Source organism: Solirubrobacter phytolaccae (assembly GCF_027587195.1).
Lineage (GTDB): Bacteria > Actinomycetota > Thermoleophilia > Solirubrobacterales > Solirubrobacteraceae > Solirubrobacter > Solirubrobacter phytolaccae.
The window spans coordinates 19,243-33,382 of sequence record NZ_JAPDDP010000082.1 but is presented as its reverse complement, the minus strand read 5'-3'; the positions used below and the strand labels follow the sequence as shown (position 1 = coordinate 33,382).

The following is a 14,140-nucleotide window of genomic DNA, read 5'->3' as shown; positions in this document are numbered from 1 at the left end:
GCAGCGTCGGCTGCCGGAGCGGCGTCGGCGGCCGGAGCGGCGTCCGCGGCGGGCGCCGAAGTGTCGGCGGCAGCCGGCTCCGACGTCGTCGCGGGCGTCTCCGCGCTGGCGGCCTCGCCGGCGGCGGGCGCGTCGCTCGCGCTGTCACCCGCGGGCGCGGGCGACTCGACGGCGGGCGTCTCCACCGGCACGTCGGACGACGCGTCGCCGGCGGGGGCGGGCTCGTTGGACTCGGCCGGGGCGGGGGCCGCTTCGTTGACCGGGTTCGGCGTGTCCACGGCATCGGCGACGGGCGTGGAAGCGGGAGCCTCCTCGTCGGCGGACGTGGCGGCCGGGGTCACGGCGGCGGTGGGCTCGTCGAGGCTGGGCGCGTCGGCGGCGACGGCGGCTTCAGCCGTGGCCTCCTCGGCGGTCACCGCGGGGGCCGGATCTCCGTTCCCCTCTGAGGCCACGGGCGCGGGCGTCGTGGCGGTCTCGGGCTGCTGATCCTCGGGGGAGGGCGACTCGGTCATGTGATGGACCTCTGGCTGCTGGTGGGGCGCGCCGCGTTGTTCGCTAAAGGAGAGAAGTGCGCGCAGAGCAAGGCATCCGGGCGCGGCAAAGCACCGGGAAGCCGCGTCGCCAGCATAGCGGTCCATTCGCCCCGTTTCGGCACTCTTTTACGACCGGGCGACCACTAGTGTTTACCCGATGGCCGGAGGCAACGGAGATACCCCACGTGAGCTGTTCCTGATCGATGGCAACAGCCTCGCGTACCGCGCGTTCTTCGCGTTGCCGGAATCGATCGCGACCTCCGACGGAAGGCCCACGAACGCCATTTTCGGCTTCGCGTCGATGCTCGTGAAGATCCTCACGGACTTCGGCCAGGTGCCCACGGTCGTCGTGTGGGACGCGGGCCTGTCCGGCCGCAAGGAGATCAGCGCCGACTACAAGGCGCAGCGGTCCAGCCGGCCCGACCTGCTCAAGCTCCAGTGGCCGCATCTCCAGCCGCTCGTCGAGGCCTTCGGCTATTCGAACGTCTCGGTCGAGGGTTTCGAGGCCGACGACGTGATCGCCGCGCTCACCGAGCAGGCGAAGGAGCGCGGCGTCCCCGTCATGGTCGTCACGGGTGACCGCGACGCGTACCAGCTCGTCGACGACGGCGTGCGGATCATGTCCACCTCAAGAGGCGTCACGGACACCAAGGTCTACGACCGCCAGGCCGTGATCGACCGCTACGGCATCCCGCCCGAGCTGGTCCCGGACTTCATCGGCCTCAAGGGCGACACCTCCGACAACATCCCCGGCGTTCCCGGCATCGGCGACAAGACCGCCGCCGACCTGCTGCAGAAGTTCGGCGACCTCGAAGGCGTCCTGTCCAGCATCGACCAGGTCACCGGCGCCAAGCGCAAGCAGAACCTGATCGACCACGCCGACAACGCGCGCATGAGCAAGCTGCTCGCGACGATGGTCCGCGACGTCCCCGTCGACATCGACCTCGAGGTCGAGTTCACCAAGACGCCCGACCGCACGAGGCTGCGCCAGGTCTTCCGCGACTGGGAGCTGCGCGACCCGCTCCGGCGCCTGGAAGAGGCGCTCGCCGAGGCCGAGCTGGAAGCGATCCCGCGCCCCACCGACCTCGAGAAGGTCGAGGTCAAGACCGGCCTCGCGCGCACCCCGGGTGACATCACGCGCCTGAAGGGCGAGTTCCTCTCGCTCGCGATCCTGCCGCCCGAGGTCCCCGAGGGCGAGCTCATCCCGCGCGAGCCCAAGTGGCGCTTCGCGGCCTACGCGGGCGGGAACATCGCGCTCTCGGGCGAGATCGACAGCCCCGCCGACGTCGTCGCCGCCGTCGGCGACCGCGCCGTCATCGCCCACGATGCCAAGGCCCTCACCGAGGTCCCGGCCAACCTCGTCTTCGACACCGCGATCGCCGCCTATCTGCTGGACCCCGCCCGTCGCGGCTACCCGCTGGAGGAGCTGACGGAGGAGCGCGGCATCTCCGCCGAGGCCGGCGACGCGCTCGCCACCCGCGCGGTGCTCACCCACGAGCTCGCCAAGGTCCAGCGCCCGCTCATCCTCGAACGCGGCCTGCAGGACCTCCTGGACACCGTCGAGCTCCCGCTCGTCAAGGTCCTGAGAGAGACCGAGAAGGCCGGCATCAAGCTCGACACGAAGCAGCTCGAGACGGTCGCGACCCGCATCAAGGCGCAGGTCGTCGAGCTCGAGCGCGAGATCTGGGCGCTCGCGGACGAGGAGTTCATGATCGGCTCCCCGCAGCAGCTCGGCCAGATCCTGTTCGAGAAGCTCGGGCTGTCCCGCAAGCGCCGCGGCAAGACCGGCTTCAGCACGGACAACCGCGTGCTGGAGGCGATCAAGGACGAGCACGAGATCGTCGAGAAGATCATCCGCTACCGGGAGCTGTCCAAGCTCGCGCAGACGTACCTGGACGCGCTGCCGAACTGGATCGGCGAGGACGGGCGACTGCACACGACGCTCGAGCAGACCACCGCCGCCACCGGCCGGCTCTCCAGCATCAACCCGAACCTCCAGAACATCCCGATCCGCACCGAGACGGGCCGTGAGATCCGCGCCTGCTTCATCCCGGAGCCCGGGAACGTCCTGCTCGCCGTCGACTACGGCCAGGTCGAGCTGCGCGTGCTCGCGCACATCGCCGACGAGCCGGTGCTCAAGGACATCTTCCGCCGCGGCGAGGACGTGCACACCGAGACCGCGAGCCGCGTCTTCGAGCTCCCGCCCGAGCAGCTGGACGTCGGCATGCGCTCGAAGGCCAAGATGGTCAACTACGGGATCGTCTACGGCCTCTCCGCGTACGGCCTCGCCGACCGGCTGAAGATCCCGCAGAAGGAGGCGGAGGACTTCATCAACACGTACCTCGAGCGCTTCCCGGCGGTCGCGCAGTTCATGAAGGACTCGATCACGCAGGCGGTCGAGCACGGGTACGTGAGCACGCTGTTCGGGCGCCGCCGCCCGATCCCCGAGGTGCGTGCGAGCAACTGGAGCGTCCGCAAGCTGGGCGAGCGCCTCGCGGCCAACAGCATCATCCAGGGCACGGCCGCGGACATCATCAAGATCGCGATGGTCCGCAGCCACAACGCGCTCGCCGAGGCGGGCCTGCAGACGCGCACGATCCTGCAGATCCACGACGAGCTCCTCTTCGAGGGCCCGCCGGAGGAGATGGAGCAGGCGACGGAGATCGTCACGCGCGAGATGGTCGGCGCGATCGCGATGGACCCGCCGCTCGAGGTGGACGCGGGGGTCGGCCCGAACTGGCTGGCCGCGAAGTAACCTCCCGCCCGCCGAACGTCAGGAGGAGCCGATCATGAAGCTCGAGAACGATTTCACCGTCCCCGCCTCGATCGATGAGGCGTGGGCCTTCCTGCTCGACGTTCCGCGCGTCGCGCCGTGCCTGCCGGGCGCGTCCGTGGAGCCCGAGACCGACGAGAACGGCTCCTACAAGGGCACCATGAAGCTCAAGATCGGCCCGATCACCGCGCAGTACAAGGGCACGGTCAAGATCCAGGAGGCCGACAAGGCCAACCACAAGGTGTCCATGCGCGCGCAGGCCAAGGACGCCCGCGGCCAGGGCAGCGCCTCGGCCACGATCACCTCCACGATGGAGGAGACGCCCGAGGGCACGAAGGTCTCGGTTGTGACCGACATGCGCGTCACCGGTCCGGCCGCGCAGTTCGGTCGCGGCGTGATGCAGGACGTCTCCGCGAAGCTGATGAAGCGCTTCGCCGACTGCCTCGCAGAGCAGCTGAGCGGCGGCACCGCGGCGTCCGAGGTCGAGACCGCCGAGGCCAAGCCGACGGACACGCCCAAGACCGAGGACGCGGGCGTGCCGAGCGCGTCGAGCGGCGTGTCGTCCGCGGAGGCCGAGACGAAGGTTCCCGACGCCTCGTCCGGCGCGCCGACGTCGACCACGCCGCCGCCCCGGCAGGCCGAAGACGTGCTGGACCTGGGCGAGGCGGCCGGCGGCGCGGTGCTCAAGCGCGCGCTCCCGCTCGTCGGCGGCGTCGTCGCGCTGCTCGTCCTGATCCGCATCATCCGGAAGTGAACGAAGAGATCCAGCGCATCCTCGACGCGCTGCCGGACGACGGCCCGCCGGCGCACGAGGTCCCGATCGAGCAGGCGCGGATGGCGCACCTGACCGAGACCGAGGTGCTCGCAGGGGAGGGCGTGCCGGTCGAGCACGTCGCCGACGAGGAGATCGCGGGCGTGCCTGTGCGCGTGTACGAGCCCGCGGGTGCGGAGGGAACGATCGTCTACCTGCACGGCGGCGGCTGGGTGATGGGCAACCGTGACAGCGTCGATGCGGTCTGTCGCGCGCTCGCGCACGACGCGCGGGCCCGCGTGGTGAGCATCGACTACCGGCTCGCGCCCGAGCACCCGTTCCCCGCGGCGCTCAACGACTCGCTCAACGTCGTGCGCGCGCTGGAGAGTCCCGTGGTGGTCGCCGGGGACAGCGCGGGCGGCAACCTCGCCGCGGTCGTCGCGCTCAAGCTGCCGGTCGTGCTCCAGCTGCTGATCTACCCGGTCACCGACGCGGGGCTGAACACGCCGTCCTACAGCGAGTTCGACGGCGACTTCGGCCTCACCGCCGCGAGCATGCGCCGCTTCTTCAAGCTCTACCTGGACGGCGCGCAGGGCCTGGACCCGGACGTCTCGCCGCTGCGGGCCGACCTGAGCAACGCGCCGCCCGCGTACGTGATCACCGCCAGCCACGACGTCCTGCGCGACGACGGCGAGGCCTACGCCGCCGCCCTGCGCGAGGCCGGGGTCGAAGTGACGCTCAACCGCGTCGACGGCACTGTGCACGGCTTCTGGCGCTGGCAGACGACGGAGATCGCCCGCGCGACCGTCCGCGAGGCTGCCGAGGCGGCCCGCCAAGCGCTAGGTTGAGCCGCCGATATGAGCTTCTGGCATCCGTTCGCGGACATGGCCGCGGTCTCCCAGCGCGAGCTGGTGATCGAGCGCGGCGAGGGTGTCTGGGTCTTCGACGCAGACGAGAACCGCTACTTCGACGCCACCGCGTCGCTCTGGTACGCCAACCTCGGCCACGGGCGCGCCGACATCGCCGACGCGATCGACGCCCAGGTGCGCAAGCTCGCGGCGTACCACACGTTCGGGGACTTCACGAACGGCCCCGCCAACGCGGTCGGTGAGCGGCTGGCCAAGCTCGCGCCGGTCGACGACGCGAAGGTCTTCCTGACGAGCGGCGGCGGCGACTCGATCGAGGTCGCGGCCAAGCTCGCCCGCCGCCACTTCATCAACGCCGGCCATCCCGAGCGCGTGCACCTGATCAGCCGCACCAACGGCTACCACGGCACGCACGGCTTCGGCACGTCGCTCGGCGGCATCGAGCCCAACGTCACCAACTGGGGCCCGCTCGTCCCACAGACCAGCGTCGTCCCGTACGACTCGCTGGAGGCCCTAGAGGCGGAGATCAATAGCGTCGGACCGGACAAGGTCGCGGCGTTCTTCTGCGAGCCCGTGATCGGCGCCGGCGGCGTGCTGCTGCCGCCCGACGGCTACATCCAGGGCGTCGCGGACCTGTGCGCCGAGCACGGCATCCTGCTCGTCATCGACAGCGTGATCTGCGCCTTCGGTCGGCTCGGCACGTGGTTCGGCGTCGAGCGCTGGGAGGACGTGCGCCCGGACATGATCACGTTCGCGAAGGGCGTGACGAGCGGCTACCTCCCGCTCGGCGGCGTGGTCGTCTCGAACAAGATCGCGGACCCGTACTACACGCAGGGCGGCCTGATGTTCCGCCACGGCGCGACCTACGCCGGCCACCCGGCCGCGTGCGCCGCAGCGCTCGCCGTGCTCGACATCTACGAGGCCGAGGACCTGATCCCGCGCGGTCGCGAGCTCGAAGGTCCGCTCGCTGACGGCCTCGCCACGCTGGCCGATCACCCCGCGGTGGGGGAGATCCGTGCCGGCCTGGGCTTCCTCGCCGCGATCGGCCTCAAGCCCGAAGCCGACGCGGCCGCACCCGCCCGTTTGGTCGCGGGAGCGCGGGAGAAGGGCGTTCTCGTGCGGGCCGTGATCGGCGGCGTGGCCATGTCGCCGCCGCTGATCTCCGAGCAGGAGCACATCGACCTGCTGGTCGAGGGTCTGCGCGCCGGACTCGACAAGGTCTAATCGACCGGGAGTCTGAGCCCCCAGGCGAGGACTCCAAGCGAACTTGAGCCCTCTGGGCGAGTGTTCGCCAATCCCTACCCGCGCGGTCGTGATAAGTTAGGGCCACCTAATGGCCTGGACCGTCGAGACACCGACCGAAGAGCTTGAAGACTTTCCCACCTGCGGGTTCCGCGCGCGCCGCTGGCTGCGCTTCGAGCGGGACCTGCAGAGCTGGCTCGAGACTCCCGAGGGGCAGTTTGCCGCCTGGGAAGCCGCTCGAGACGCCGCCTGCGAGTAAGGCAAACCTAACCCGGAAGGGTGGGTAGTGTGGGTCCCATGCCAACTACCCGACACGCTTCAGCCGGCATCCTGAGCGATGCCAACGCCGCCAAGCGTGAGGAGATCGTTCAGCTCCTGACGAAGGCCTACTGGATGGAGATGGAGACGGTCATCTCCTACCTGTCGAACTCGAGCAACCTCGACGGCGTCCGCGCTGAAGAGATCGCCGAGAACCTCGCGAACGACGTCAATGAAGAGCTCGGCCACGCCAAGCTCTTCGCCGAGCGGATCAAGGACCTCTACGGGACGCCGCCCGGCTCGATGGACTTCACGCCCGAGCAGACCTACCTCCAGACCCATGAGGACGGGACCGATGTGGTCTCCGTCATCAAGGGCGTCATCGAGGCCGAGGCCGGCGCGATCGAGCACTACACGCGCATCATCGAGGCCTGTGACGGCGTCGACTGGGCGACGCAGGACATGGTCATCGACATCCTCCGGGATGAGGAGAACCACCTGCGCACGTTCGAGCGGTACCTCAGCGAATACGAGTGATTCAGGCCGCTTGTTCCGTCGCCGCGGGCACCGCCGCGGCGGGCGGGGCGGGCACGGCGAAGCTCGGCGGGGCGATCTCCAGGTAGCTCTGGAACGCCCACTGCGACACGCGGCGTCGCGTGAAGAACCGCGTCACGTTGTCCAGCGGCCGGCCGTGCAGGTGCCGGATCGACTGCTGCGCGGCGAACATCGACTCGAACTTCCACTTGTGGCTCGCGCTGAACGAGTGGTAGCGCGAGAGCGCCTCCCACTTGTCCTGGCGGCCGTCGAGCACCGCGCGCAGCTCTCGCCCGAGCGCGATGCCGAAGTAGAACGCCGTCCGGATGCCCTCGGCGGTCAGCGGGATGCAGTGGCCTGCACTGTCGCCGGCGAAGAAGATCCCGTCCTCGGTCGCGGGGCGGATGCGATGCGGGATCCAGTTGCCCTGGTAGCCGTCGGGCTGCTGAGCCAGATCCTCGACGAGCCGCAGCGTCGGCTGCTTGACCGGGTCGTGCGGGTCGAACGAGCCGACGCCGATGCGCACCTCGTCGCACGCCGGGAACGCCCAGCCGTAGCCCGCGTCGACGTAGCGCGGGTCGATCCACAGCTCCAGGTCGTCGCCGGTGCCCTTCGGATGGACCTCCAGGCCGCGGCTCAGCGGCGCCTCGGGCGGCTGGAAGTTGTCGCCGACGCCGAGCACGCGGCGCCAGCCGAGCGCGTCGACGATCAGCGGCGCGGTGACGTCGCCGCGGTCCGTGCTCACCGTCTGGCCTGTACGGGAGATGACCTTGGCCGTGTCGAACTCCGCCAGCCCGGTCTGCTCGAACAGCAGCTCGCAGAGCTGCGGGTAGTCGAACGTGGAGAAGGTGAAGGGCAGTGACCAGCGTGCCGTCTCGACCTTCGGGGTGTGCACGACCAGGGAGTCGAACGTCTGCCGGATCGACGCTTCCAAGCCGAGGTTGCGCAGCCACTCGGTGGGGGCGGCGCAGGCCGAGGTCTGGCGCTCCCCGATCTCGTAGCGATCGAGGATCAGCACGCGCGCGCCCGACGCGCGGAGTTCGCGTGCGATGGTCAGGCCCGCAAAGGAGGCGCCGCAGATCAGGACGTCAGCGTCCGCGCCATTCGGAAAGGGCACGCGGGCGGCTCCGCGCTTCGTGGCTCGTACCGGCATTCCCGCTACAGTATCCGGCTGCTAATGGAAGCCACGCTCACTCCCCCTGCCATCCCTGAAGCCCGCGTCGTCGAGGGCTCGGACGGGATGCTCCTCGAGATCGACGGCAAGATCGTCCCCAACTATGACGCCACCATCGTCCCCTTTGAGGAGGGCGATGTCGTCACAGGCAAGGTCGTGCGGATCGACAAGGACGAAGTCCTGGTCGACATCGGATACAAGAGCGAAGGGGTCATCCCCAACAACGAGCTCTCGATCCGCAAGTCGGTTGATCCCAACGAGGAGGTGGAGCTCGGCGAAGAGGTCGACGCTCTCGTTCTCACCAAGGAGGATCAGGACGGCCGCCTGATCCTGTCCAAGAAGCGCGCTCGCTTCGAGCGTGCCTGGCGCAAGATCGAGGCCGCCGCCGAATCCGGCGAGCCGGTCAACGGTGCGGTCATCGAGGTCGTCAAGGGCGGCCTTATCGTGGACCTCGGCGTCCGCGGCTTCCTGCCGGCCTCGCTGGTCGACATCCGCCGCGTGCCGAACCTGGACGAATACCTTGGTCAGACGATCCAGACCAAAGTTATAGAGTTGAACCGTTCGCGAAACAACGTGGTCCTCTCACGTCGCGCGGTGCTTGAAGAGGAGCGCAAGGAACAGCGTCAGGCCATCCTTGAGCGACTGCAGCCCGGCCTCATCATCGAGGGCCAGATCTCGAACATCGTCGACTTCGGCGCGTTCGTGGACCTCGATGGCATCGACGGCCTCATTCACATCTCCGAGCTTTCGTGGTCGCACGTCAACCACCCGAGCGAGATCCTGTCCATCGGCCAGACCGTCGAGGTCAAGGTCCTGGACATCGACCGCGATCGCCAGCGCATCTCGCTGGGTCTCAAACAGACCCAGGAAGATCCGTGGCAGCGCGTCGTGGACACCTACCACGTGGGTGACGAGCTCGAGGGCGCGGTGACCAAGGTCGTCGCGTTCGGCGCGTTCGTGGAGATCCTCGAAGGCGTCGAGGGCCTCGTGCACATCTCCGAGCTCGCGCAGCAGCACGTGGAGAACCCGCGTGAGATCGTCGCGCCGGGTGACGAGGTCAAGGTCAAGATCCTCGAGATCGACTCTGAGCGTCGCCGTCTGTCGCTCTCGATCAAGCGGGTCGAGGGCCAGGTCCTGCCGCGTCGCACCGAAGGTGTGGACGCCGGGGACCTCGAGGACATGCCGGAGCTGGGCCTGTCCGAGGACGTCTTCGCCGAGACGCCGGCGCCTGAGTTCGCCGAGAGTGACGTCGCCGACGCCCCCGAGGCTGAGGTTGCCGAGGCGCCCGAGGCTGAGGTCGAGGTCGCCGAAGAGGCGCCCGAGGCTGAGGCTGAGGTTCCCGCTGAGGAGGCCCCCGAGGCTGAGGCCGAGGTTCCCGCTGAGGAGCCCGCGGCTGAGGAGCCCGAGGCCGACAAGGAGTAATGACCGCGCCACCGCCGTTCGTCGGGCTGACGGGCGGCATCGGCGCGGGGAAGTCGGAGGCGTTGGCCGCGCTGGGTCGTCTGGGCGCGGCAACGATCTCCACGGATCAGGTCGTCCACGACCTGTACGAGGACCCGTCGGTTCGTGACGCTGTCGTGAGCCGGTGGGGGCCTTCGGTCGTGGTCGAGGGGCGCGTCGACCGGCGTGCCGTCGCGCGGTTCGCGTTCGCCTCCGACGAGGAGCGGAGATGGCTCGAGCAGCTGCTGTGGCCTCGCGTGGGGGCTCGGGTGGCTGAGTGGCGCGCGGTTGAGTCTGCGCGCCAGCCGGCGCCGGCGGCGTTGGTGGTCGAGACGCCGCTGCTGTTCGAGGCCGGCCTGGAGGGCAACTACGACGCGACGATCGCGATCGTGGCCGACGAGGCGGTCCGTGAGGCGCGCGCCGGCGCCCGTGGGCACGAAGCCCTGGACGAACGCACCGCACGGCAGCTCCCACAGGCCGAAAAAGCCGCCCGAGCGACCTACGCTGTTGAGAACTCCGGCAGTTTGCGCGAATTGGAGCAGGAGCTGTCGGGGGTTCTTGCGAAGCTGAAGTCTTGAGATGAGCGCTCAACCCGCGAGCACTGCCCGTTCCCGTTCCCGCCCGGCGCCCCGTGGCCGGCGGGTGACCCGTGGCCGCGTGTGGGCGCGCCGCCTGCTGCTGGTGCTCGGCTTCGTCGCGGTCGGGCTTGCCGTGCTGAGCCTGGCCAAGCCGGCCGATCAGGTGGTCACCGAGCTTCAACTGCCCCTCCGGCACGAGGACATCATCCGCCAGCAAGCCGCCGACAAGGGCGTCGACGCGGCGCTGATCGCGGCGGTCATCTACACCGAGTCGCGCTTCCGCTACCAGACCTCCGGCGCGGGCGCGATGGGCCTGATGCAGATCATGCCGGACACCGCCGACTACATCGCGCGCAAGTCGGGCGGCACGCAGTTCACGCAGACCGACCTCGCGACGCCGCAGATCAACATCGCCTACGGCACCTGGTACCTGCGCTACCTGCTGGACAAGTACAACGGCAACACGATCCTCACGCTCGCCGCCTACAACGGGGGCGAGGGCAAGGTCGACGAGTGGCGCGCGGCCGCCGCGGCTCGCGGCGAGAAGTTCCGCGTGGCCTCGCACGTGCCCTTCAAGGAGACGCGCGACTACGTCGAGCGCGTGCTGTCCGCGCGCAAGGACTACCGCGCGCACCACGCGAAGGAGCTCGGGCTCAACTAGCCCGTTCGACGCTCCACCCGCCTCGTTCGAGCAGCTGGTCCCGGCGCGTGTCCTCGAGGCGCGTGGCCAGCCGGTCGTGGGGCGGGCCGTCGACCTCGACGATCCGGCGCTCGTCCGGCCAGTGGAAGTCGACCTCGAGCTTCACGTTCACGAGCGGCTCGGTCGTCTGGGCTTCGAGGAACGTGTCCTCCTTTGCGCTGCGCGTGCCGGCTGAGCCCTGGGCTCTGAGCTCGAGCGCTCTCTCGAGCACGTGCAGGTTGCGGCGGCCGTTCGCTCTGGTCATGGCCGCGCGGGTCGCGCGCTCGTCAAAGATCTTGTGGTACGTGGCCTCGTGGATCACCCACGCGAGCTGATGGGGCGTGAGGACGTCGGTGAGGTCGACGAGCATCCGGGCGACGGTCGTCACGCGGATGCCGTTCTGGACGAGGACGTCTCGTTCGTCCAGGGAGCGCACCGTGTGCACTTCGACGCCCTGCAGCGCGCGCCGCCGCGTCGACACCACATCGATCGTGGAGTGGCGCCAGCGTGAGACCTTCCAGAAGTCCGCCACGGACAGGTGGCTCAGCGCCCCGTCTGCGCCGAGCGTGGCGGCCATGAACCGCGCGTCACGCGAGAGAGCAGCGTGCCCGACGGCGTACACGCCCCGGTGCACGCGATGGAGCTTGCCGGCCTCAACCGCGCGCGTGACCCCCGGCGCGCTCATCCCGGCGGCCCGGAGCTGCGCGAGCGTGACGATCCCGTGCTGCCGCGCCGCGATTCTTGCGATCTCGGCAGGGGGTGCAGCTCGGAGGTTTCGCTCAGCGGAGGTTCTCTGCGGCACCCCCTGAACTCTGCAGCGCCGGGGTGAACGGATCAACACGCGTTCGCAAAGATTCCGTGCCGAAACGCGCACGGAATACACCATGCGGTCCGCGCGTCACTCCATGCGTGGAGACACTCGCCCCGGGCCAAGCGCTCGCTGGATACCGCATCGAGTCCGTCGCCGGTCGTGGCGGCATGGGCATCGTCTATCGCGCGACGCAGGTGGCGCTCGGCCGGCCGGTGGCGTTGAAGCTGCTGACGGCGGAGCTGGCCGCCGACGAAGCGTTCCGCCAGCGCTTCCGCCGTGAGTGGGAGACCGCCGCGGCGATCGACCATCCGAACGTGATCCCGCTGTACGAGGCGGGCGAGTCGGCGGACGGGCAGCTGTTCATCGCGATGCGGTTCGTCGACGGCGTCGACCTCGCGTACCTCAGCGCGGACGGGCCGATGGCCGCCGAGCGCGCGGTGCGGCTGGTCGCGCAGATCGGGGCGGCACTCGACGCCGCGCACGCGCGCGGGCTCGTGCACCGGGACGTCAAGCCCGCCAACGTGCTCGTGGGCGCCTGCGACCACGTCTACCTGACCGACTTCGGCCTCTCACGCGAGGCGACCCAGACTCGCCTGACCCGCACGGGCCTGTTCGTCGGCTCGACCGACTACGCCGCGCCCGAGCAGGTCCGCGGCGAGGCCACCGACGCGCGCACCGACGTCTACGCGCTCGGCTGCGTCCTGTTCCAGCTCCTCACGGCCTCCGTCCCGTTCGCCCGCAGCGGCGACATGGCGAAGATGTACGCCCACATCACCGAGCCACCCCCGCTCGTGAGCGACGTGCGCCCGGACGTGCCCGAGTTCGACGCGATCGTCGAGCGCGCCATGGCCAAGGACCCCGACGACCGCTTCCAGTCCGCGGGCGCCCTCGCGGCAGCGGCGACCGCGGCCGTGCGCGGCGCCTCGCGCCCCGGCTGGGACACCGCCCCGGTCGGCCTCGCGGCCTTCCCGTCTTCGGCGGCCCGTCCGCAGAGCTCGACCCCCGGTTGGGCGACCGGCCCGAGCCCCGCGACGAACCCCGCCGTGGCGCCAGCCCCGGCAGGCCGGAACGGGCCTGCCGGGGCAAGCGCGCCCCTCGCCGTCATCCCCGGCTCCCGGGCCGCAGGCTTCGCCGCCACGAGCCACCCGGCCACGAACGGCACGGCGACCGCGAGTGCCGCGGCGGCGAGTGGCGCGGCGGCGAGTGGCGCGGGCGCGAACGGGGCGGCGGCGAGCGGCGCGGCGACGGGCCCGCAGTCCGAGCTCGTGCGTGCGGCGCAGGCGCAGCTCGAGGCCGAGCGTGGCGCCTCGGCGGCGCGCGCGTTGGCTGCTGGAACGGCGTTGCCGGACGAGGGCGCGAGGCATGTCGCAGCGGGCCACGATCGCGCGGGCGGTGCGGCTCCGACTGGGCCCGTGGCGCGCGTCGCCGCCGGCGAGGACTCGCTGTCCGGGCCTGCGGTTGTCAGCGCGGTGACATCCGCGCGCGGGGCGAAGTGGCCTCGGCTCGCGGCTGGGGTGGCGCTGCCCCTCGTGCTCGTGGCCGGGATCGTCGCGGCGGTGCTCGCGGCCACGAGCGGCACCGAGGAGCGGCGAGTGGCCGCCGCGGCCACGGCCACGCCGACCGCGACCGCGACCGCCACGGCGACCGCTGCGCCCGCGCGGGCCGTCGAGACGATCGAGGTCGGACGCCGTCCCGATGGCGTCGCTGTCTCCCAGGGGAAGGTGTTCGTGGCCAACCACGGCGCGGGCTCGCTGACGACGATCGATCCTGAGACGAACCGGACCAGCGACCCGATCGACGCCGGCACGCGGCCCGATCATGTGGTCGCGGGCAAGGGCGTCACGTGGGTGGGCGTGGCCGGCGATGACCGTGTCGCGCGGTTCGAGAGCGGGCAGCGCACCGCCTCCGTGAAGGTCGGCGACCGGCCCGAGGCGATCGCGCTCGGCAAGCAGCTGCTGTGGGTCGCGAACCGCAACGACGGCACGGTGAACCGCGTCGACCGCGCGGCGCCGGCGCTCGTCGGCAGCCCGATCGGGGTGGGGCGGGAGCCTGCCGGGATCTTCGTCGGCCGCCGGTTCGTGTGGGTGACGAACGCCAAGGACGGGACCGTCAACCGGATCGACCCGAGCACGGCGCAGCTCGTCGGCGACGCGATCCCGACCGGGAAGAACCCGCGCGGGGTGATCGAGACCCGAAACGCGACCTGGATCGCGAACGCCGACGACGGCACGGTCACCCGACTGGACCGCAAGACGGGCAAGCCCCTCGACGCGATCACCGTCGGCCGCCAGCCGCGCGAGCTCGCACAGGGCTTCGGCAGCGTCTGGGTCACGAACAACCAGGACAACACGGTCACGCGCATCGACGAGCAGACCGGCCGCATCCAAGGCGCGCCGATCCCGGTCGGCGAGCACCCGCTCGGGATCGCGACCGGCGCCGGCTCCGTCTGGGTCGCCAACCACGAATCCTCCACCGTGACCCGCATCCAGCCGTAGAGTTGG

The 14,140-nt window shown here is 70.4% G+C and carries 12 protein-coding genes and 2 pseudogenes; 10 read left to right on the top strand and 4 right to left on the bottom strand.

The features are described from left to right. Positions 1 to 512: pseudogene (locus tag OJ997_RS30400) on the bottom strand (hypothetical protein); the annotation flags it as partial. Between the two features lie 178 nt (positions 513 to 690). Here OJ997_RS30400 and polA point away from each other — a divergent pair. The 6 genes from polA to OJ997_RS30370 all read left to right on the top strand — a co-directional run bounded on the left by polA (position 691) and on the right by OJ997_RS30370 (position 6,960). Continuing rightward, positions 691 to 3,288: a DNA polymerase I gene (gene polA, locus OJ997_RS30395; RefSeq protein ID WP_270029116.1), complete on the top strand. Its 2,598-nt coding sequence runs from the start codon at positions 691 to 693 to the stop codon at positions 3,286 to 3,288. 34 nt (positions 3,289 to 3,322) lie between these two features. Further along, positions 3,323 to 4,060 carry an SRPBCC family protein gene (locus OJ997_RS30390; protein ID WP_270029115.1) on the top strand — a complete coding sequence of 246 codons (738 nt, stop codon included), beginning with the start codon at positions 3,323 to 3,325 and terminating at the stop codon, positions 4,058 to 4,060. Next, positions 4,057 to 4,905: an alpha/beta hydrolase gene (locus tag OJ997_RS30385; protein ID WP_270029114.1), complete on the top strand. Its 849-nt coding sequence runs from the start codon at positions 4,057 to 4,059 to the stop codon at positions 4,903 to 4,905. Before OJ997_RS30390 ends, OJ997_RS30385 begins: the two co-directional genes overlap by 4 nt. Positions 4,906 to 4,914: 9 nt before the next feature. Then, positions 4,915 to 6,147: an aminotransferase family protein gene (locus OJ997_RS30380; protein WP_270029113.1), complete on the top strand. Its 1,233-nt coding sequence runs from the start codon at positions 4,915 to 4,917 to the stop codon at positions 6,145 to 6,147. Positions 6,148 to 6,256: 109 nt separating this feature from the next. Next, on the top strand, positions 6,257 to 6,424 hold the full coding sequence (locus OJ997_RS30375) for a hypothetical protein (RefSeq protein WP_270029112.1): 168 nt from the start codon (positions 6,257 to 6,259) through the stop codon (positions 6,422 to 6,424). Positions 6,425 to 6,462: 38 nt separating this feature from the next. Beyond that, positions 6,463 to 6,960 carry a ferritin-like domain-containing protein gene (locus OJ997_RS30370; RefSeq protein WP_270029111.1) on the top strand — a complete coding sequence of 166 codons (498 nt, stop codon included), beginning with the start codon at positions 6,463 to 6,465 and terminating at the stop codon, positions 6,958 to 6,960. Position 6,961: 1 nt separating this feature from the next. Here OJ997_RS30370 and OJ997_RS30365 read toward each other — a convergent pair whose 3' ends face one another. Both OJ997_RS30365 and OJ997_RS37930 read right to left on the bottom strand, forming a co-directional pair. After that, positions 6,962 to 7,852 (bottom strand): geranylgeranyl reductase family protein, encoded by an 891-nt coding sequence (locus OJ997_RS30365; protein ID WP_270029117.1) that lies wholly within the window; start codon positions 7,850 to 7,852, stop codon positions 6,962 to 6,964. Positions 7,853 to 7,927: 75 nt separating this feature from the next. Next, a pseudogene (locus tag OJ997_RS37930) lies at positions 7,928 to 8,110 on the bottom strand (FAD-dependent oxidoreductase); the annotation flags it as partial. Between the two features lie 87 nt (positions 8,111 to 8,197). On the opposite strand from OJ997_RS37930, the gene rpsA reads away from it, so the two are divergent. The 3 genes from rpsA (at position 8,198) to OJ997_RS30345 (ending at position 10,810) form a co-directional block, all read left to right on the top strand. Further along, positions 8,198 to 9,553 carry a 30S ribosomal protein S1 gene (gene rpsA, locus OJ997_RS30355; RefSeq protein WP_372517949.1) on the top strand — a complete coding sequence of 452 codons (1,356 nt, stop codon included), beginning with the start codon at positions 8,198 to 8,200 and terminating at the stop codon, positions 9,551 to 9,553. Continuing rightward, positions 9,553 to 10,149 carry a dephospho-CoA kinase gene (gene coaE / locus OJ997_RS30350; protein ID WP_270029109.1) on the top strand — a complete coding sequence of 199 codons (597 nt, stop codon included), beginning with the start codon at positions 9,553 to 9,555 and terminating at the stop codon, positions 10,147 to 10,149. The genes rpsA and coaE overlap by 1 nt, the downstream gene beginning before the upstream one ends. Before the next feature lie 64 nt (positions 10,150 to 10,213). After that, positions 10,214 to 10,810, top strand: coding sequence for a lytic transglycosylase domain-containing protein (locus tag OJ997_RS30345; protein ID WP_270029108.1), 597 nt, complete (start codon positions 10,214 to 10,216; stop codon positions 10,808 to 10,810). On the opposite strand, the gene OJ997_RS30340 is transcribed toward OJ997_RS30345, so the two are convergent. Then, a complete protein-coding gene (locus OJ997_RS30340; RefSeq protein WP_270029107.1) occupies positions 10,803 to 11,714 on the bottom strand; it encodes a type IV toxin-antitoxin system AbiEi family antitoxin domain-containing protein in 912 nt (303 codons plus the stop codon). The genes OJ997_RS30345 and OJ997_RS30340 overlap by 8 nt on opposite strands. Before the next feature lie 23 nt (positions 11,715 to 11,737). Here OJ997_RS30340 and OJ997_RS30335 point away from each other — a divergent pair, with 23 nt between their 5' ends. Continuing rightward, positions 11,738 to 14,134, top strand: coding sequence for a serine/threonine-protein kinase (locus OJ997_RS30335; RefSeq protein ID WP_270029106.1), 2,397 nt, complete (start codon positions 11,738 to 11,740; stop codon positions 14,132 to 14,134). Positions 14,135 to 14,140 lie beyond the last annotated feature (6 nt).

Coding starts and splice junctions, on each gene's coding strand:
- coaE (WP_270029109.1), top strand. CDS start 9,553: ATGACCGCGCCACCGCCGTTCGTCGGGCTGACGGGCGGCATCGGCGCG.
- OJ997_RS30380 (WP_270029113.1), top strand. CDS start 4,915: ATGAGCTTCTGGCATCCGTTCGCGGACATGGCCGCGGTCTCCCAGCGC.
- rpsA (WP_372517949.1), top strand. CDS start 8,198: ATGCTCCTCGAGATCGACGGCAAGATCGTCCCCAACTATGACGCCACC.
- OJ997_RS30340 (WP_270029107.1), bottom strand. CDS start 11,714: ATGGTGTATTCCGTGCGCGTTTCGGCACGGAATCTTTGCGAACGCGTG.
- OJ997_RS30370 (WP_270029111.1), top strand. CDS start 6,463: ATGCCAACTACCCGACACGCTTCAGCCGGCATCCTGAGCGATGCCAAC.
- OJ997_RS30375 (WP_270029112.1), top strand. CDS start 6,257: ATGGCCTGGACCGTCGAGACACCGACCGAAGAGCTTGAAGACTTTCCC.
- OJ997_RS30390 (WP_270029115.1), top strand. CDS start 3,323: ATGAAGCTCGAGAACGATTTCACCGTCCCCGCCTCGATCGATGAGGCG.
- polA (WP_270029116.1), top strand. CDS start 691: ATGGCCGGAGGCAACGGAGATACCCCACGTGAGCTGTTCCTGATCGAT.